Raw genomic sequence first — 18,099 nt, 5'->3', positions numbered from 1 at the left:
GACGAGATGATCGATGTTCTGGTTATAGGCGGCGGCAATGCGGCCTTGTGCGCAGCGCTGATGGCCCGTGAAGCAGGCGCCAGCGTCATGCTGCTGGAAGGCGCCCCGCGTGCCTGGCGCGGCGGCAACTCCCAGCACACCCGCAACCTGCGCTGCATGCACGACGCCCCGCAGGACGTGCTGGTCGACGCCTACCCCGAAGAAGAATTCTGGCAAGACCTGCTCAAGGTGACCGGCGGGCAAACCGACGAGCACCTGGCACGCCTGGTGATCCGCGCCTCGTCCAACTGCCGCGACTGGATGCGCAGCCATGGCGTGCACTTTCAGCCGCCGCTGTCCGGGGCCCTGCACGTCGCCCGCACCAACGCCTTCTTCATGGGCGGCGGCAAGGCACTGGTCAACGCCTACTACCGCAGCGCCGAGCGCCTGGGCGTGCAGATCCGCTACGACGCGCCGGTCGATGACATCGAACTGGATGGCGACCGCTTCGTCGCGGCGCATATTCCCGCGCGGGAAGTCGAGGGCAAGCACTGCCCAGCCGAGCGCATCGAAGCGCGCACCTGCGTATTGGCGGCGGGCGGCTTCGAGTCCAATCGGCAATGGCTGCGCGAAGCCTGGGGCGTCAACGAACGCGGCGAATACCCGGCGGACAACTTCCTGATCCGTGGCACTCGCTTCAACAATGGCGTGCTGCTGCGCCGCCTGATCGATGCAGGCGCCGAGACCATCGGCGACCCGACCCAGGCGCACATGGTCGCCATCGACGCCCGCGCGCCACTCTACGACGGCGGCATCTGCACCCGCATCGACTGCGTGTCGCTGGGCGTGGTGGTCAACTGCGAGGGCGAACGCTTCTACGACGAAGGCGAGGATTTCTGGCCCAAGCGCTACGCCATCTGGGGCCGGCTGGTGGCCCAGCAGCCGCGCCAGGTCGGCTTCTCGATCATCGACCAGAAAGCCATCGGCCGCTTCATGCCGCCGGTGTTCCCCGGCACCACGGCCAACAGCCTGGAAGAACTCGCCAGCAAGCTCGGCCTGCCGGTCGAGGCCTTCGTGAAGACCCTGCAGGCCTACAACAATGCCTGCGTGGGCGACGACTTCGACCACACTCGCCTCGACGGCTGTCACACCGAAGGCGTAACGCCGGCCAAGACCCACTGGGCGCGCCCCATCGACACCCCGCCCTTCTACGGCTACCCGCTCAAGCCGGGCGTGACCTTCACCTATCTCGGCCTGAAGACCGACGACACCGCCGCCGTGCGCTTCGCCGGCCAGCCCAGCGCGAACCTGTTCGTGGCCGGCGAAATGATGGCTGGCAACGTCCTCGGCAAGGGCTACACGGCAGGCGTCGGCATGTCCATCGGCACCGCGTTCGGCCGCATCGCCGGCACCCAGGCCGCTGCGGCAGCCGGCCATGGCCCCACCACTACAACAAGCGCTGGAGAGTCCCGTGCAATCGCCTGAAGTCATCCAAATCGCCTCTCAAAGCAAGAGCGCGGCGCAGCCCAACCTGATTCCTCTATTGAACGTTCACGAGGCCGAAGTCGACCGGCAGATGCACATCTGCAACGCCTGCCGTTACTGCGAAGGGTTCTGCGCGGTCTTTCCCGCCATGACCCGTCGCCTGGATTTCGCCAAGGCCGACGTGCATTACCTGGCCAACCTCTGCCACAACTGCGGCGCCTGCCTGCATGCCTGCCAGTACGCCCCGCCGCACGAGTTCGCCGTGAACGTGCCGCAGGCCATGGCCAAAGTGCGCCTGAACACCTACATCGAGTACGCCTGGCCTGGCAAGCTCGGCACGCTCTACCAGCGCAACGGCCTGACCCTGTCACTGGCCCTGGCCGCCTCGCTGGCGTTGTTCCTGCTGCTGACGCTGCTGGTCAAGGGCACGTTGTTTCCCGGGCCGCTGGCCGGCAACTTCTACGCGATCTTCCCGCACAACACCCTGGCCCTGATGTTCGGCGCTGCCTTTGGCTTCGCCATCCTCGCCCTGGCCATTGGCGTCAGCCGTTTCTGGCGGGCGATCAGCCCAGCCGATGCGCGCGCGCTGGCCAGCGGCGCCGCCGTTGCCGAAGCCTCCGGCGCGGTGCTCACGCTCAAGTACCTCGATGGCGGCCACGGCCAAGGCTGCAACAACGACAGCGACCGCTTCACCCTCTGGCGCCGGCGCTTCCATCACTTTACCTTCTACGGCTTCATGCTGTGCCTGGCCTCAACCAGCGTAGCCACGCTCTATCACTACCTGCTCGGCCTGCACGCGCCCTACCCGCTGCTGAGCCTGCCGGTGCTGCTCGGCACCCTGGGCGGCATCGGCCTGCTGATCGGCCCGGCCGGCCTGCTCTTGCTCAACTATCGCCGCGCTCCGGAACAGGGCGACCGTGCCCAGGCGCCGATGGATCGCGGCTTCATCCTGCTGCTGTTGCTGATCAGCCTGAGCGGCCTGGCCTTGCTGGCCTGGCGCGACAACGGCGCGATGGCCGTGCTGCTCGCCATCCACCTCGGCACGGTGCTGGCGTTCTTCCTCACCATGCCTTACGGCAAGTTCGCCCACGGCATCTTCCGTAGCGCAGCGCTGCTCAAACATGCGATCGAGAAGCGCCAGCCCGATACGCTCAAGCTCGGCAACGACTGAGAGGCCCCACACTGGCGGGCTGCCCTGCGCGCCCCGCTCGTCGTCCTGACCCGGCTGCGCCGGGTCAGCCAGCACCACAATAAAACTCCACAGGAGAACAGATGAAAAACCGTGTCCCTCTCATCGCGCTGATGGCCTCGAGCCTGCTTGGCGCCAGCCTCGCGCTGGCCGAACCGAAACGCCCCGAATGCATCGCCCCGGCCAAGCCGGGTGGCGGCTTCGACATCACCTGCAAACTGGCCCAGAGTGGCCTCAAGGACAGTGGCCTGCTCAAGGCACCACTGCGTGTCACCTACATGCCTGGCGGCATTGGCGCGGTCGCCTACAACGCGGTGGTGGCGCAGCGGCCCAAGGAGGCCGGGTTGATCACCGCCTGGTCGAGTGGCTCGCTGCTGAATCTGGCGCAGGGCAAGTTTGGCCGCTACGACGAAAACGACGTGCGCTGGCTGGCGGCCATCGGCACCGACTATGGCGCGGTGATCGTGCCGCGCGACTCGCCCCTGCAAAGCTTCGATGAGCTGATCCAGCAACTGAAAAAAGACCCGACCAGCCTGGTCATCGGCGCCGGTGGCACCGTCGGCAGCCAGGACTGGATGCAGGCGGCGCTGATCGCCCGCAGCGCTCAGGTTGCCCCCGAAAACCTGCGCTACGTGGCGTTCGAGGGCGGCGGCGAACCCATGACGGCGCTGCTCGGCGGCCATGTCCAGGCGGTCGTCAGCGGTTTCGGTGAAGCGACGGCGCAACTGGAGGCCGGCAAGGTGCGCATCCTCGCGATCCTGGCCGAAGAGCGACTGCCGGGCAAACTGGCGCAGATTCCAACCGCCAAGGAACAAGGCTACGACGTCGTCTGGCCGATCGTGCGCGGCTTCTACATGGGCCCAGAGGTCAAGGACGAAGACTTCCAGTGGTGGCAGAAGCAGTTCGAAACGCTGCTCACCCAGGAAACCTTCAATGCCAAGCGCGAGCACTTCGACCTGTTGCCTTTGGCCATTACAGGCCAGGAGCTTGAGACCTTCGTGCATCAGCAGGTGGCCGACTACCGAAAGCTCGCCGACGAGTTCGGCCTGCTTCGCTAAACAGCCGCACCACGGCAAAAAATCGGGGCAAAAAAACGGCAGCCCAACGGGCTGCCGTTCTCGAACTTGGAGAAAAGCCAGTGCCAGGCACCGGCACAACCTCACCTGCATTCGGTATGAATGCGAGGCCGAGTGTGGCAAATGTTCATTCAAACATCCGTTTAACTTTGTTGCGCGCCTGCAAAGAAATGTAAACGGCGGATGACTGGTCGGTTCCTGCCACGGCAGAATGCCGCTCCATGAACACCTACCATCCCGCCTGCTGCTCACCGCTCGATGATCATGACCCGCTGCCCCAGCCGCTGGCTGGCAGCCGCCTGATCAGCACCCGTTTCGATCCCGCCCGGCTGCACGCCGAGGACTTTCCGCGCTGCGGCATCCCGCCGGTGCCGGGCGTGGCCAAGCGCCAGAGCGAGCACCTGGCGGGCCGCCTGTGCGCCCGCGAAGCGCTGCACCGCCTGACCGGGCAGGCCAGCGTGCCGGCGGTCGGCAGCGACCGTGCGCCGCAGTGGCCACTCAGTGTGGCCGGCTCGATCACCCATGGCGATGGCTGGGCGGCTGCGCTGGTGGCGCCGCAACAGCAGTGGCGCGGTGTCGGCCTGGATGTCGAGCAACGGCTGCCGGTCGAACGGGCGCTGCGTCTGCAAGGCGAGATTCTCACCCCGGCCGAGCTGGAACGCCTGCAAACGCTGGACGATGCGGAACGCGCCCTGCGCATCAGCCTGACCTTCTCCTTCAAGGAGAGCCTGTTCAAGGCGCTCTACCCGCTGACCCTGACGCGTTTCTACTTCCACGACGCCGAGCTGCTGCACTGCACCCCGGACGATACGCGCCTGCGCCTGCTCATCGACCTGAACGACGAATGGCGCAGCGGCACCGAACTGAACGGGCAGTTTGCGCAGTTCGATGACAAGGTGCTGAGCTGCGTGGCGGTGGCCGCCTGATCACTCGTCCTGGCTGCGCGGCCAGACCAGGCTGAAGCGCGCCCCGCCCAGATTGTCGCTGCGACCGATCTGCGCGCGCCCGCCGTGCCAGTAGATGATCCGACGCACGATCGACAGCCCCAGGCCATGCCCGCCCGATGAACGCGTGCGGCTGTCATCCAGACGCAGGAAGGGGCTGAACAACCGCTCCCAGGCTTCTTCCGGCACGCCTGGCCCGTCATCCTCGACATCGATGCGGCAACGCTTGTAACCCACCTGGCAACTGATCGAGACGCGCGACTCGGCGTAACGCATGGCATTGCTCAGCAGGTTCTGCAGCGCCCGATGCAGGTAGCGCGGCTCAGCCTCGACCCAGCACGCGCCCTCCTCCTGCACGCTGATCAGCGCGCCACGCTCGACCCGCACGCTGGCGCGCAACGGCGCCAGTTCATCGATCACCTGATCGATCAGCGCACGCAGCTCCACCTTCTGGAAGTTCAGCGCCGGCGAGCCTTGTTCCAGACGCGCGTAGGTCAGCATCTCGTCGACCAGCTTGTCGAGATCCTGGATGTCGCTGTCCATGCCATCCATGTATTTGCGCCGCGCCTTGTCGCTCTCGGCATCGGCGATCATCTCCAGGCCGAAACGCAGACGCGCCACCGGCGTGCGCAGCTCGTGGGACACCGCGCGCACCAGCTCGCGCTGGGTGCTCAGGGAGGTCTGCAGGTGTTCGGCCATGGCGTTGAAGCTGCTGGCCAGGCGCCCCACCGAGTCGGCGCCACGGGTCGGCACGCGGGCATCCAGATGGCCACTGGCGATACGCGTGGCAGCGCCTTCCAGCCCGCGCAGGCGCTGCTCCAGCGAACGTACCAGCAGGTAGACGATCAGGCCGATCAGGCTCAGGCCGACGGCGCCGATCAGCACCAGCAGTTGCGGCGGATAGGGATTCATCTGGTACAGCGGACCGATTTCCAGCACCCAGGGCGTATCGACAATGCCCGAGAACACATAGATGGAGTCGCCGCCGCGGCCCAGCGCCATCACCGTATCGCCCTCGTCGATGCGCCGGCGCTGGTCGAGGTCGAGGCGCGCGTCGTCCAGGCGCACCAGATGCAGGTCGTAGCCGAACTGCTTGTCTTCCTTGAGCTGGGCCAGGCGCTGCGGCTGCTCGTCGACCGGGTAACGAATCAGTTCATCGATCAGCAGGTAGTTGGTGGCCCGCGCCAGTTGCTCGCTGATCTGCTGGATTTCCCCGGTCAGCAGCAACGGTTGCTTGCCATCGATCAGGCCATAGACCTGCGCCGAGTGCGGGCCGGTCTGCTGCACCAGCACATGGCCGCGCTGCAGGCGGTTGCGCTCGCTGCTGTCGAGTGGGGCATCGTTCAAGTTCTGCAACTGCAGGGGGATGCCCAGCAAACGCGACCACACCACTAGCGCTCGGCGCCGCTCGACATCACTCATGCCCGCCAGATTGTCCGCCATCAGGCGGAAGGTGCCGCGCGCCAGGCCCTCGCGGTACTGATCGCCACGCACCTCGTTGACCAGATGCAAGGTGCCGACACCGAGCAGCGCCACCAGCACCAGGGCGGCGAGCATGCCGCCGTAGATGCGCAGGAAGATCGAGTTCATCGCCACCCCCGCTGTGTACGCAGCAGGCCGAAGCAGTCCAGGCTGAGGTAGCGCCCGTTGTGCAGCTCGCACTCGCGGCGTACGCCCTCATGGGTAAAGCCCAGGCGGCGCAACAGGCCACTGCTGGCAGCGTTGTCGGTATCCACAACCGCTTCGATGCGGTGCAGATCCATCGCGGCGAAACCATGCGCGATCACCGCCTCCAGGCTTTCGCGCATGATGCCGTCGCGCCAGTGCTGTGGCAGCAGCCAGTAACCCAGTTCCGCGCGGCGGTGATCGTGCTCCCAGTCGTTGTAGCCGCATGCGCCGAGCAGCTCGTGCGGCGCATCCGGCCGGCAGATGATCCACCAGATGCCGGTGCGTTCGAGCAACTGCTCGCGGTACCAGTCCATCTGCTCCTGGGTGGCCTCCAATGTGGCATAGGACACGCCGTAGTAGCGGGTCACCTGTGGATGGGACAACCCGCGAAAGATGCCGTGGATATCGTCCTGGACGATATCGCGCAGCAGCAGACGCTTCGTCGTCAGCGTGTTGAAAACGGCTGGCTCGCTGACCTGGCGGGCAGGGATCGAGGTGCTCACAACAACCCTTCGGCAGCTTCCCTGACGAACAGGTAGCCCTTGCTGCGCACCGTCTTGATCAGCCGTGGATGCATCGGGTCGTCACCGATCTTCGGGCGGATGCGTGAAATGCGCACGTCGATGGAGCGATCCTGGCCGTCGTATTCGATGCCGCGCAGGGCATTGAAGATTTCCTCGCGCGAAAGGATGCGCCCGGCATTGACCGCCAACAGCCAGAGCAGATCGAACTCGGCGCTGGTCAGCTCGATGCCCTGCTCGCCCAGCCAGGCCTCGCGCATGGCGCTGTCGATGGCCAACGGGCCGAATTGCAGGCGCCGTGGCTGACCTTCGTCACGCTCGCTCTCGCCACTTTCACGGCGACGTAGCAAGGCACGGATGCGCGCCAGCAGCACGCGCGGGCGTACCGGCTTGCATACGTAGTCATCGGCGCCCATCTCCAGGCCCAGCACCTGATCCATGTCGTCGGTACGCGCGGTCAGCATCAGGATCGGCCCGTTATAGCCGTCGCGCACCTTGCGGCAAATGCTCAAGCCGTCCTCGCCGGGCAGCATCAGGTCGAGCATCACCAGATCCGGCTGCTCGGCCAGGATGCGCGCCGCCGCTTTTGCCCCATCGGCCTCGATGGCCACACGCAGGCCATTGCCTTCCAGGTACTCCTGGGTCAGCTGCGCCAGGCGCTGATCATCCTCGACGATGAGGATTTGCCATGCTTCTTGCTCCACACACCACCTCATCTGCATCGCCAACGTTGGCCATTCTAGGGGCTGCGCCCGCTTCGGCGCGAGCGGCAGAACCGGGCAGTCCGTGGCTAGCACAGCACATGCCAACATCACTATATATAGTGGTAGTCTGTGCACCACCGAACAGCTGCGACAACTCGCCTCGGCGCCTCGATAATCCGCGACGAACGGTCAGGCCCGGCCAGAGCCAGAGATGACGGGGGCTTGCCCGACAACACCCACAAGGCACCCACACGTTATCCACAGGTTGTTCCATGGTGAGCGCCTTGCATTGCCGCAAACAGCGCACTATCTTGTATCCCCGTTGCACAGCACCCACCAGATGTTGGGTTGCAGCGAGAAACCGGACACAAAAAGAACGAATCGCGCAAGCCCTTTTCACAGGGTTTTCCCGGTGACTCGAGCGACAGATTCACGCATGCCCAGGCTTGTTCTGGGCTGCAGCCGCACCAGACCCACTCGGAGCTGGTTCGGGCTGGTCAGGCAGTGAGCAGACTCGCTGACCGACCACTATATGTAGTAGTAGACGGGGTGCCAAAGCGCCCCGTTTTGACTTTTAAGCGCCAGGACGGCACGGGAAGTCGTGCCTTGCCTGCCCGCTCTTGCAACACCCCCGTACCCGGCCCCGCTGCCGCGTGCGGCTTTGAGTTGTTAATGGAATGAACGGCGGACAGGGCACGGTTTCCAATCGTGACGTCCAACCAAAAATTACAGAACACGGAGATCTCCATGCATACCGAGACCACTCGCGAGAACCCGCAGGCCGCCGCGCCGCAGGCCGCCGATTCCTCCCAGGATCTGGCCGCCACCGCCCCCGGCCAACTGCGCGTGATCAAGCGCAACGGCACTGTCGTCCCCTACACCGATGACAAGATCACCGTCGCCATCACCAAGGCCTTTCTCGCCGTGGAGGGCGGCACCGCTGCCGCCTCGTCGCGTATCCATGACACCGTCGCGCGCCTGACCGAGCAGGTCACCGCCACCTTCAAGCGCCGCATGCCGTCCGGCGGCACCATCCACATCGAAGAAATCCAGGATCAGGTCGAACTGGCCCTGATGCGCGCCGGCGAGCAGAAAGTCGCCCGTGACTACGTGATCTACCGCGAAGCCCAGGCCAGCAAGCGCAAGGCCAGCGCCGGCAGCGAAATCGCCCAGCCGCACCCGAGCATCCGCATCACCAACGCCGCTGGCGAAGTGCAGCCGCTGGACATGGGCCGCCTGCAGACCATCATCCGCGAAGCCTGCGAAGGCCTGGCCGAAGTCGATGGCTCGCTGATCGAGCGCGAAACCCTGAAGAACCTGTACGACGGCGTGGCCGAGAAGGACGTCAACACCGCCCTGGTGATGACCGCCCGTACCCTGGTCGAGCGTGAGCCGAACTACAGCTACGTCACCGCCCGCCTGCTGATGGACAACATCCGCGCCGAAGCCCTGAGCTTCCTCGGCATCGCCAGCAGCGCCACCCACCACGAAATGGCCGACCTGTACGCCAAGGCGCTGCCTGCCTATGTGGCCAAAGGTGTCGAGTTCGAGCTGCTGGACAGCAAGCTGCAAGGCTACGACCTGGAGAAACTGGGCGCCGCGATCAACCACGAGCGCGACCAGCAGTTCACCTACCTGGGCCTGCAGACCCTGTACGACCGCTACTTCATCCACAAGGACGGCATCCGCTTCGAACTGCCGCAGGTATTCTTCATGCGCGTGGCCATGGGCCTGGCCATCGAAGAGCCGAAGAACCGCGAAGACCGCGCCATCGAGTTCTATAACCTGCTGTCCTCGTTCGACTACATGGCGTCCACACCGACTCTGTTCAACGCCGGCACCCTGCGTCCGCAGTTGTCCTCCTGCTACCTGACCACCGTGCCGGATGACCTGTCGGGCATCTACAACGCCATCCACGACAACGCCATGCTGTCCAAGTTTGCCGGCGGCCTGGGCAACGACTGGACGCCGGTGCGCGCGCTGGGCTCCTACATCAAGGGCACCAACGGCAAATCCCAGGGCGTCGTGCCCTTCCTCAAAGTGGTCAACGACACCGCCGTGGCGGTCAACCAGGGCGGCAAGCGCAAGGGCGCGGTCTGCGCCTACCTGGAAACCTGGCACATGGACATCGAGGAATTCCTCGAGCTGCGCAAGAACACCGGTGACGACCGTCGTCGTACCCACGACATGAACACCGCCAACTGGATTCCGGATCTGTTCATGAAGCGCGTCTTCGAAGACGGCAAGTGGACCCTGTTCAGCCCGAGCGAAGTACCGGATCTCCATGACCTGACCGGCAAGGCCTTCGAAGAGCGCTACGAGTACTACGAAGCCCTGATCGAGTACGGCAAGATCAAGCTGTACAAGACCATCCAGGCCAAAGACCTGTGGCGCAAGATGCTCTCGATGCTGTTCGAGACCGGCCACCCATGGCTGACCTTCAAGGATCCATGCAACCTGCGCAGCCCGCAGCAGCACGTGGGCGTGGTACACAGCTCCAACCTGTGCACCGAGATCACCCTGAACACCAACAAGGACGAGATCGCCGTCTGCAACCTGGGCTCGGTCAACCTGGTCAATCACATCGTCGACGGCAAGCTGGACATCGAGAAACTCGGCCGCACCGTGAAGACCGCTGTGCGCATGCTCGATAACGTCATCGACATCAACTACTACAGCGTGGATCAGGCGCGTAACTCCAACTTCAAGCACCGTCCGGTCGGCCTCGGCCTGATGGGCTTCCAGGACGCCCTGTACCTGCAGCACATCGCCTACGGCTCCGACGCTGCCGTCGAGTTCGCCGACAAGTCGATGGAAGCCATCAGCTACTACGCCATCCAGGCCTCCTGTGACCTGGCCGAAGAGCGCGGCAGCTACAGCACCTTCGAAGGTTCGCTGTGGAGCAAGGGCATCCTGCCGCTGGATTCGCAGCAACTGCTGATCGAAGCCCGTGGCCAGAAGTACATCGACGTCGACCTGTCCGAATCGCTGGACTGGGCACCGATCCGCGAGCGCGTGAAGAAAGGCATTCGTAACTCGAACATCATGGCCATCGCGCCGACCGCGACCATCTCCAACATCATTGGCGTGTCGCAGTCCATCGAGCCGACCTACCAGAACCTGTACGTGAAATCGAACCTCTCCGGCGAATTCACCGTGATCAACCCCTACCTGGTACGCGACCTGAAAAACCGCGGCCTGTGGGACAGCGTCATGGTCAACGACCTGAAGTACTACGACGGCTCCGTGCAGCAGATCGAGCGCATCCCGCAGGATCTGAAAGACCTGTACGCCACCGCGTTCGAAGTGGAAACCAAGTGGATCGTCGACGCTGCCAGCCGTCGCCAGAAGTGGATCGACCAGGCTCAGTCGCTGAACCTGTACATCGCCGGCGCCTCGGGCAAGAAGCTGGACGTGACCTACCGCATGGCCTGGTACCGTGGCCTGAAAACCACCTACTACCTCCGTGCCCTGGCCGCCACCAGCACCGAGAAGTCCACTATCAACACCGGCAAGCTCAATGCTGTTTCCGCCGGTGGTGATGACGGCTTCTCGGCCAAGGCCCAGGCTCCTGCCCAGCAGGCCGCCCCGGCCCCGGCGCCAGTACCGAAAGCGTGCGCCATCGACGAACCCGACTGCGAAGCTTGTCAGTGATCTAAGCGCGCGTATCTGAGCGGCATTCGCGGCGTTACCTGCTAGAGCGGCCCCCATCACGTACATGCGTACGCTCAGGGGTTCCACTCCAGCAGGTGCCTTGCGACTACTCGCTCAGCTACACGCTCGCACCGAGTGCGTTTAGTCCCCTCTCCCGCTTGCGGGAGAGGGTGAGGGAGAGGGCAAAGCGGTTCGGCTTGTACATGTGGGAGGGGCTTTAGCCGCGACCCAAAACCCAAGCAGAAACGCACCCTCCCCTACCAATTCCCGCCCTCCTCCCTTCGGGGTCGAGCGGCACAGGCCGGCAGGCAATCCACCGCCTACCGACCAGCGGCACCCGTTTCACCCTTGCGCGCAGACCGCAACGGAACATAATTACTCAAATATCTGTATATCCATACAGGCCGGACTTTTACCGGCCCTCACGCAGGAGCCAAGCCATGCTGAGCTGGGATGAATTCGACAAGGAAGACGGTGCAGAAGCCGCCGTCGCACACAAAGCCACCGCACAAACCGGCGACATGAGCCTCGACGCACTGAACCGCGTTGGCGGTGACGCCGCCCTCGAAGCGCGCGCCGTCGACGCCAACGACTCCGACGCCGTAGCCCGCGCCAAGAAAGCCCTGGACGCCCTCGACATCCAGGAAGGCCTGGACGAACTTGAAGGCGAAGGCGCACGCGTCCACGTCGGCGACAAGCAGATGATCAACGCCCGTGCCGACCTCAACCAACTCGTACCCTTCAAGTACGACTGGGCCTGGCAGAAGTATCTGGATGGTTGCGCCAACCACTGGATGCCGCAGGAAGTGAACATGAACGCCGACATCGCGCTGTGGAAGAGTACCGATGGCCTGACCGAAGACGAGCGCCGCATCGTCAAGCGCAACCTCGGCTTCTTCTCCACCGCCGACAGCCTGGTCGCCAACAACCTGGTGCTGGCCGTGTACCGCCTGATCACCAACCCCGAGTGCCGCCAGTACATCCTGCGCCAGGCCTTCGAAGAAGCGATCCACACCCACGCCTACCAGTACTGCATCGAATCGCTGGGCATGGATGAAGGCGAAATCTTCAACATGTACCACGAGATCCCGAGCGTCGCGAAGAAAGCCTCCTGGGGCCTCAAGTACACCCGCTCGATCAGCGACCCCACCTTCCAGACCGGCACCCCGGAAACCGATCGCCAGTTCCTCAAGAACCTGATCGCTTACTACTGCGTACTGGAAGGCGTGTTCTTCTACTGCGGCTTCACCCAGATCCTCTCCATGGGCCGCCGCAACAAGATGACCGGCACCGCCGAGCAGTTCCAGTACATCCTGCGCGACGAATCCATGCACCTGAACTTCGGCATCGACATGATCAACCAGATCAAGATCGAAAACCCGCACCTGTGGGACGCCGAAATGAAGGACGAAGCGACCCAGATGATCCTGCAAGGCACCCAACTGGAGATCGAATACGCGCGTGACACCATGCCGCGCGGCGTACTGGGCATGAACGCAGCGATGATGGAGGACTACCTCAAATTCATCGCCAACCGCCGCCTGACCCAGATCGGCCTGAAGGAAGAGTACCCGGGCACCACCAACCCCTTCCCGTGGATGAGCGAGATCATGGACCTGAAGAAGGAGAAGAACTTCTTCGAGACCCGAGTGATCGAGTATCAGACTGGTGGGGCGTTGAGCTGGGATTGATTCCGGTGACTCACTAAAGAAATTAAGAGCGCTTTACCTAAAATGGATGTTTGGGTGGCGATTAGCAAGATCAAAAGCCCCCGTCTTATACGGGGGCTTTTTGCTTTGAGAGTACATAATGCTAGAAAGCATCTTTAGCAATACAAATGAATGGCTGAAATTTGCCGAAGCAAAATCTGCATCATTGATCGCAGGAAATCTTGCATTAATATTTGGAATTACTGAAGCAGCAAAAGACTCCACCGCAAATATTCTAGCATTGACATTAGCAATAGCCGCAATCAGCCAATTATTAATTAGCTCGATATTCCTATTAATATCATTTATACCTTCCCTACAAATAAGAGCATTCGACATTGACACACCAGGCGACGGAAAAAACCTAATTTACTTTGCAAACATTAAAAACCAAACCCCATATGAGTTTGCAAGAAAAATAAAGGAAGCATCTGACTGCACTGAAAAAATTACCGACTACCAGATAATGCTTGCCGAGCAAATAATAAATAACGCAAAAATTACAAATAAAAAATATCAACTATTTAAAATAGCAATCTGGCTTACGACCTCCGCAATTGCCACCCCTCTTGTTGCAGCATTCATATTTTACATGAGAGATCATAAATGAAGAGTGGCATCGAAGAAAAATGCAAAGAGATCCTCGACAACGAGCTATCCGTAACTGATATCTCCTACGTTCCAGACATTGAAGATAAATCGCTCACCTTTGGAAACACTGGCCTAAGGTTTGAAGCCACAACGCTATTCATCGACATGCGAGGCTCAACAAAGACGCTTAATAAACATAACAGAAGAACTGTCGCAAAAATCCACAAAGCGTACTTTCACGTAGTTGTAACAGTGGTAAAAAGCCTAGGCGGAGAAGTACGAAGCTTTAACGGCGACGGAATGTTAGCCTTCTTTCAAGGCACGACAAAAACAACACTAACAAATGCCGTAAAGGCAGCAATGAAGATAAAATTCCTTCTAACACAAGACGAATCAAAAGTAAAAGGAGCCTTGGAAAAATACTCCCCTATAAACTTCGGAATTGGAATTGACGACGGGAAGATTATTTGCTCAAAGGTTGGGATATCCGGGAGCAATAATCGAGATTTAGTATGGATTGGAAATGCTGTAAACAAATCAGTAAAAATTGGAGATACTAGAGAATCACCAAAACAAATTGGAATTTCATCAATTGTCTACAACAATCTATTAGACGAAGCTCGCTATCACACATACAAAGACTCATACGGCATCGAAAGAAAAATTGATATGTGGACAGCAGAGAGCATCATGTACAACGACCAGTATGAAACATACTACACAACAAGCTACTACTGGACAGTTAGCTAACCGGCAATTGCGGACTGAAAAGGGAACAGCGAGTAGCCCAGATATTCACGGTACTGACCATACGTAGGGTGGACCACGCGAAGCTTGTCCACCATGGTTCATGCAACACCACCGCTCAAGGATGAGCCGCCATGTCCAATTACCGACGCACCCGCGTTCCTGGCGCCACCTACTTCTTCACCGTCAATCTGCGTGATCGCACAAGCGATCTGCTGATCCGCGAAATCGACTTGCTGCGCGAGACGGTACGCGCCACCAAAGCACGCCATCCCTTTCATATCGATGCCTGGGTGGTATTGCCCGAGCACATGCATTGCATGTGGACGCTACCGCCAGATGATGCCGACTTCGCCCTGCGCTGGAAGGTGATCAAGTTCGCCTTCAGCAAGCGCCTGCCCGTCAGCGAAACACTCAGCGCCAGCCAGCAACACCGTCGCGAGCGGGGCATCTGGCAAAGGCGCTACTGGGAACATCTGATTCGGGACGAACGCGATTACCAGCGCCATTTCGATTACATCCACTACAACCCGCTCAAACATGGTCATGTGCTGCGGCTGGTGGATTGGCCCTATTCAAGCTTCCATCGGGCCGTGGCAATGAGTATTTATGCACCGGATTGGTGTGGGGGGCCGGAACAGAGCGATGGTGGTTATGGTGAATGAGTACCGGGCAAGCCTCCAGATGGTGGATGAAAAAAGCGTAATCCACCCTACGCCTCAATCAGCACGGCTTGACCCTTTTACACCAGCGGCCTACCCTGCGACCGGCGCCTAAGAAACGCCTTACCAGAGCGGTATACCGCACCCGACAGCTATGCGGCTTTTTGCGTTCGCGGCTTTGCCACGTCCGTCGAAAATTCCGTGCTGTCGGGAGTGGGCTAATACAAGACCCGAAAGGGGAATACGTCCGGCTCATCTCTGGTGGGTTTCTTAGCTCCCGACTCCAATCAAGCCCTAAGAAAGCTTCCAGAGGTAATGGATATGCCTACCCAATCCGCATCCCCCGCCATACCCGCCCTTGCCGGCGAAATCCTGGTTCCGCAAACCTTCACCCGCCACCGTCGCCAACTACGCGTCCTGCTGCTCGAACAGCAATGCTGGTTCAGCACAACGGATCTTGGCCGGCTGATCGGCCAGCCGCATCTGGACGAACGCGCTACACGCACGCTCGATGCCGACCAGCTACTCGATGCTGTGGTACTCAACACCCACGGCCAACCGGAGACGACAAGGCTGATCAGCGAGTCCGGCGTCTATGCCGCGCTGATCCACTACTACCATCCGGAAAACCGCTGCATCCGCCGCTGGATCACCGCCGACGTGGTGCCGACGCTGCGCGAGGCCGAACAATCCAGCGAGCGCCGACCAAGGCGCGAGAATCGCCAGGGGCTGTCGTTGTTGCATTGGCAAGGCGATACCTGGATGCCTTATCGGCCTGCGTAACCAGCGCCACTCAGAGAGTGGATGGCCAGAAGGTCATCCACCTGACGCGCTACTTATCCAGCTCGCGCAGGATATCGGCGCTGGGTATCCGTAAAACGCCCGAGAGATAGGCTTTGAAGCCATAGGCAGTAGCCCGATAAACACAGGGCACTGACTGCCTGGCACCCAGCAGCTCACGCAGCTCCTGCGCCTGTAAAACGCGCTCGCTACGCCCCTCATTAAGGTTCTCGACGAACATGATCGAGGAGTGAAAGACGAAGGGGGAAACAGCCGGCCCTGCCGCAAGAGAGGAAATCAACCCGCTGGACACATAGCGCCCATCGTCGTATCTGACAGGCGCCTCATCGCTAGTGAGCGCACAAAGCAACAGCCCACCCACCGGAGAGTCTTCGGGTTTGAAAATATTCAGAAGGTCGGCATCCGCAGTAAAACTGACCTGATAGTCATAGGCACTTTGCCTAGAAAAGCCGAGATAACCCAGTTCGGCAGGCGGGATGTGATGATCCTTGGCGCAGCCCAGAAAGAATGGCAACACGGCCAGCCACAAGAACTTGCTTTGCCATCTTGCCTGCTTACGCACTACCGGAATCATTGACCAAGCTCGCGCAAGAGATCAGCGGTGGGAACCTGAAATGTTTCAGAGTGATAGGGTTTGGCTCCATAGATGGTCGCCACGTACTGGCAGGGAATGGAGCGCTTTTCTGCAACCAGCGACCGAATTGCTTCGTCACTCAACGCTCGCGTTGTCGTGCCTTCATCGAGGGTCTCGCTGAAAGACAAGGCAGCCACGAATGCAAAGCCATCACCGCCTTCATGCTGGGCATCGTGCTCGACGAAGCCAGAGGCCAACGTCTTCATGAAATGGCCCACCGAAAAATCCACATCATCACCCGGGGCGCAGTACATCATCCCGCCCACGAAACCCTCTCCTGGCCCAAACAGTCTGAGCAAATCGACATTCGACCTGAACCGCAGATCATAGAATCCAGCGTCTGTTCGAGCACCAATCGACTCGTAATTCAGGGTGGCAATCGGCTTGCCATGTCCCTTGGCACAACCACTACTCAGAAGTACCAGCCCAATCAGAAATAACCTGAACATCCTGCCGCCTCATGCAGTCAGTAAACCGTCCCCCACCTGCGGTGGCTGAAACATTTCCATCTACCCGATTTAACAACTCTTTCACGAAGCGATCATGGATCTTCAGTCGCCAGAGAAACATTGATGTAGAAAAACTTTATCTCTGGCCAGGCATCACGTTTATTTATGGGTGTTTCCTCGGAGCCCATACCTAGCATGTAGCCCAGCCCTGTCGATTTATCACGATAAAAATAAGGCGTTGAATCCCAGCCACAGCAGATAAACTTAAGCGTTGGCAGACCGAAGTCATGGCTCATATATCGTTCGGCCTCAGGAGCATCCAAGCCTGTTACACGGTAGCGAGCGACAAAAGGCTTTCCCTGTGCATCGACGTTTTGAGTACAGCCTAGGAACTCAACGGAATCTGGTTTATCGCTGAGCTGGGCAAGAAAATCTCCGCAGCGCAACTCCGCTTCCGCACAACCGGCCAACGCAGATAATACTGCGAACAAAAGTACAAAAATCAATCGATTCATTCACTTCTCCACAACCAGTGTTCCGATGTATTTCCCCTTCCCCTCTTTCATACGCCTGCCAATCAGGTAGTCATAAATATCATTCCACTTGAGAAGCTCGTAAAACGTTACGCAACCCTCTGACAAATGACCAATGTGTATATATCGACTGCTATTCCCAGTCGTACCCTCTACCTCTATTGGGAACCAGACATCATTGCATCGAATTCTCCCAGGATGAGCGGCTTTGTAACCGCTTGTAGGGATATTGGCATGAGACTGATCAGGAGCCATGATTCTATGAGTCCCCGGCGGGATCGGTGTGTATTGATACCCCCAGACACTGTTTAGCGTCACCCTGGCAGTTTTTCCATCAAAACTTGCAATTGCCCACTGCTGCTTATTTTCATCCCCCCTGATTTCAGAGCGAACAAGCACCGGACTACCGCTGTACTTTACCTTCACGGTAGCCGGCCCTTTAGGCGCATCGTCCAGCAGGTATTTGTTCGCATTTTGTGTGGCCATACTGGCCTCTTTTCCTACATGTGCGCTATTACCATCAGCTACCCTAAAGTAGGTGCGACCGGACTTCTCTCTAAGCAAAGTAACTTTTGTATATTCACAGAGGTACGCATCATCACCACTTGGTTCAAGGCGTATCCTTAACCAACCACTGTCATCAGGCCGCCTCGAATACTTGGTGGCAACAGTAACTTGATGGCTACTACCCTGCTGGTCGTTTGAGCTTGTTCGATTATTAGAAAGCACTGTCATTTTTCAGCATCCATTCAA

The 18,099-nt window shown here is 60.1% G+C and carries 17 protein-coding genes; 10 read left to right on the top strand and 7 right to left on the bottom strand.

What is annotated here, in order from left to right; translation table 11 throughout:
* Positions 1-6: 6 nt before the first annotated feature.
* The 4 genes from tcuA (at position 7) to ACODS1_RS02550 (ending at position 4,655) form a co-directional block, all read left to right on the top strand.
* Positions 7-1,464 carry an FAD-dependent tricarballylate dehydrogenase TcuA gene (gene tcuA / locus ACODS1_RS02565; RefSeq protein WP_489084408.1) on the top strand — a complete coding sequence of 486 codons (1,458 nt, stop codon included), beginning with the start codon at positions 7-9 and terminating at the stop codon, positions 1,462-1,464.
* A gap of 10 nt (positions 1,465-1,474) precedes the next feature.
* Positions 1,475-2,635, top strand: a complete 1,161-nt coding sequence (gene tcuB / locus ACODS1_RS02560; protein ID WP_489084547.1) for a tricarballylate utilization 4Fe-4S protein TcuB — start codon at positions 1,475-1,477, stop codon at positions 2,633-2,635.
* A 101-nt stretch (positions 2,636-2,736) separates the two neighbouring features.
* Positions 2,737-3,711 (top strand): Bug family tripartite tricarboxylate transporter substrate binding protein, encoded by a 975-nt coding sequence (locus tag ACODS1_RS02555; protein ID WP_489084407.1) that lies wholly within the window; start codon positions 2,737-2,739, stop codon positions 3,709-3,711.
* Positions 3,712-3,950: 239 nt separating this feature from the next.
* Positions 3,951-4,655, top strand: coding sequence for a 4'-phosphopantetheinyl transferase family protein (locus tag ACODS1_RS02550; RefSeq protein WP_489084406.1), 705 nt, complete (start codon positions 3,951-3,953; stop codon positions 4,653-4,655).
* Here ACODS1_RS02550 and ACODS1_RS02545 read toward each other — a convergent pair whose 3' ends face one another.
* The 3 genes from ACODS1_RS02545 to ACODS1_RS02535 are packed head-to-tail and all read right to left on the bottom strand — an operon-like array spanning position 4,656 to position 7,566.
* Positions 4,656-6,263 carry an ATP-binding protein gene (locus ACODS1_RS02545; RefSeq protein ID WP_489084405.1) on the bottom strand — a complete coding sequence of 536 codons (1,608 nt, stop codon included), beginning with the start codon at positions 6,261-6,263 and terminating at the stop codon, positions 4,656-4,658.
* The gene (locus tag ACODS1_RS02540) at positions 6,260-6,844 is read right to left on the bottom strand and encodes a GNAT family N-acetyltransferase (protein ID WP_489084404.1); all 585 of its coding nucleotides are present in this window, start codon (positions 6,842-6,844) and stop codon (positions 6,260-6,262) included. The genes ACODS1_RS02545 and ACODS1_RS02540 overlap by 4 nt, the downstream gene beginning before the upstream one ends.
* Complete coding sequence (locus tag ACODS1_RS02535) at positions 6,841-7,566, bottom strand: winged helix-turn-helix domain-containing protein (protein ID WP_489084403.1); 726 nt, start codon at positions 7,564-7,566, stop codon at positions 6,841-6,843. Before ACODS1_RS02535 ends, ACODS1_RS02540 begins: the two co-directional genes overlap by 4 nt.
* A gap of 747 nt (positions 7,567-8,313) precedes the next feature.
* On the opposite strand from ACODS1_RS02535, the gene ACODS1_RS02530 reads away from it, so the two are divergent.
* The 6 genes from ACODS1_RS02530 to ACODS1_RS02505 all read left to right on the top strand — a co-directional run bounded on the left by ACODS1_RS02530 (position 8,314) and on the right by ACODS1_RS02505 (position 15,712).
* A complete protein-coding gene (locus tag ACODS1_RS02530) occupies positions 8,314-11,220 on the top strand; it encodes a ribonucleoside-diphosphate reductase subunit alpha (protein WP_322980784.1) in 2,907 nt (968 codons plus the stop codon).
* Between the two features lie 440 nt (positions 11,221-11,660).
* Positions 11,661-12,911: a ribonucleotide-diphosphate reductase subunit beta gene (locus ACODS1_RS02525; protein WP_489084402.1), complete on the top strand. Its 1,251-nt coding sequence runs from the start codon at positions 11,661-11,663 to the stop codon at positions 12,909-12,911.
* 118 nt (positions 12,912-13,029) lie between these two features.
* Positions 13,030-13,539 (top strand): Pycsar system effector family protein, encoded by a 510-nt coding sequence (locus tag ACODS1_RS02520; protein ID WP_489084401.1) that lies wholly within the window; start codon positions 13,030-13,032, stop codon positions 13,537-13,539.
* Positions 13,536-14,270 (top strand): adenylate/guanylate cyclase domain-containing protein, encoded by a 735-nt coding sequence (locus ACODS1_RS02515; protein ID WP_396465930.1) that lies wholly within the window; start codon positions 13,536-13,538, stop codon positions 14,268-14,270. The genes ACODS1_RS02520 and ACODS1_RS02515 overlap by 4 nt, the downstream gene beginning before the upstream one ends.
* 131 nt (positions 14,271-14,401) lie before the next feature.
* Complete coding sequence (locus tag ACODS1_RS02510; RefSeq protein ID WP_489084400.1) at positions 14,402-14,932, top strand: REP-associated tyrosine transposase; 531 nt, start codon at positions 14,402-14,404, stop codon at positions 14,930-14,932.
* 318 nt (positions 14,933-15,250) lie between these two features.
* Positions 15,251-15,712 (top strand): BRO-N domain-containing protein, encoded by a 462-nt coding sequence (locus ACODS1_RS02505; protein WP_489084399.1) that lies wholly within the window; start codon positions 15,251-15,253, stop codon positions 15,710-15,712.
* 49 nt (positions 15,713-15,761) lie between these two features.
* Here ACODS1_RS02505 and ACODS1_RS02500 read toward each other — a convergent pair whose 3' ends face one another.
* The 4 genes from ACODS1_RS02500 to ACODS1_RS02485 form a co-directional block, all read right to left on the bottom strand.
* Positions 15,762-16,304, bottom strand: a complete 543-nt coding sequence (locus ACODS1_RS02500; protein WP_489084398.1) for a hypothetical protein — start codon at positions 16,302-16,304, stop codon at positions 15,762-15,764.
* Positions 16,301-16,813 (bottom strand): hypothetical protein, encoded by a 513-nt coding sequence (locus tag ACODS1_RS02495; RefSeq protein ID WP_489084397.1) that lies wholly within the window; start codon positions 16,811-16,813, stop codon positions 16,301-16,303. The genes ACODS1_RS02500 and ACODS1_RS02495 overlap by 4 nt, the downstream gene beginning before the upstream one ends.
* Positions 16,814-16,905: 92 nt before the next feature.
* The gene (locus ACODS1_RS02490) at positions 16,906-17,328 is read right to left on the bottom strand and encodes a DUF4952 domain-containing protein (protein WP_489084396.1); all 423 of its coding nucleotides are present in this window, start codon (positions 17,326-17,328) and stop codon (positions 16,906-16,908) included.
* The gene (locus ACODS1_RS02485; protein WP_489084395.1) at positions 17,329-18,081 is read right to left on the bottom strand and encodes a hypothetical protein; all 753 of its coding nucleotides are present in this window, start codon (positions 18,079-18,081) and stop codon (positions 17,329-17,331) included.
* Between the last annotated feature and the right edge of the window lie 18 nt (positions 18,082-18,099).

It is taken from the genome of Pseudomonas sp. FG29 (assembly GCF_057809355.1).
The sequence above is the reverse complement of the archived record's forward strand: the minus strand, read 5'-3'. Positions and strand labels throughout refer to the sequence as shown.

Coding starts and splice junctions, on each gene's coding strand:
- tcuA (WP_489084408.1), top strand. CDS start 7: ATGATCGATGTTCTGGTTATAGGCGGCGGCAATGCGGCCTTGTGCGCA.
- ACODS1_RS02555 (WP_489084407.1), top strand. CDS start 2,737: ATGAAAAACCGTGTCCCTCTCATCGCGCTGATGGCCTCGAGCCTGCTT.
- ACODS1_RS02550 (WP_489084406.1), top strand. CDS start 3,951: ATGAACACCTACCATCCCGCCTGCTGCTCACCGCTCGATGATCATGAC.
- ACODS1_RS02545 (WP_489084405.1), bottom strand. CDS start 6,263: ATGAACTCGATCTTCCTGCGCATCTACGGCGGCATGCTCGCCGCCCTG.
- ACODS1_RS02530 (WP_322980784.1), top strand. CDS start 8,314: ATGCATACCGAGACCACTCGCGAGAACCCGCAGGCCGCCGCGCCGCAG.
- ACODS1_RS02525 (WP_489084402.1), top strand. CDS start 11,661: ATGCTGAGCTGGGATGAATTCGACAAGGAAGACGGTGCAGAAGCCGCC.
- ACODS1_RS02520 (WP_489084401.1), top strand. CDS start 13,030: ATGCTAGAAAGCATCTTTAGCAATACAAATGAATGGCTGAAATTTGCC.
- ACODS1_RS02515 (WP_396465930.1), top strand. CDS start 13,536: ATGAAGAGTGGCATCGAAGAAAAATGCAAAGAGATCCTCGACAACGAG.
- ACODS1_RS02510 (WP_489084400.1), top strand. CDS start 14,402: ATGTCCAATTACCGACGCACCCGCGTTCCTGGCGCCACCTACTTCTTC.
- ACODS1_RS02505 (WP_489084399.1), top strand. CDS start 15,251: ATGCCTACCCAATCCGCATCCCCCGCCATACCCGCCCTTGCCGGCGAA.
- ACODS1_RS02500 (WP_489084398.1), bottom strand. CDS start 16,304: ATGATTCCGGTAGTGCGTAAGCAGGCAAGATGGCAAAGCAAGTTCTTG.
- ACODS1_RS02495 (WP_489084397.1), bottom strand. CDS start 16,813: ATGTTCAGGTTATTTCTGATTGGGCTGGTACTTCTGAGTAGTGGTTGT.
- ACODS1_RS02490 (WP_489084396.1), bottom strand. CDS start 17,328: ATGAATCGATTGATTTTTGTACTTTTGTTCGCAGTATTATCTGCGTTG.
- ACODS1_RS02485 (WP_489084395.1), bottom strand. CDS start 18,081: ATGACAGTGCTTTCTAATAATCGAACAAGCTCAAACGACCAGCAGGGT.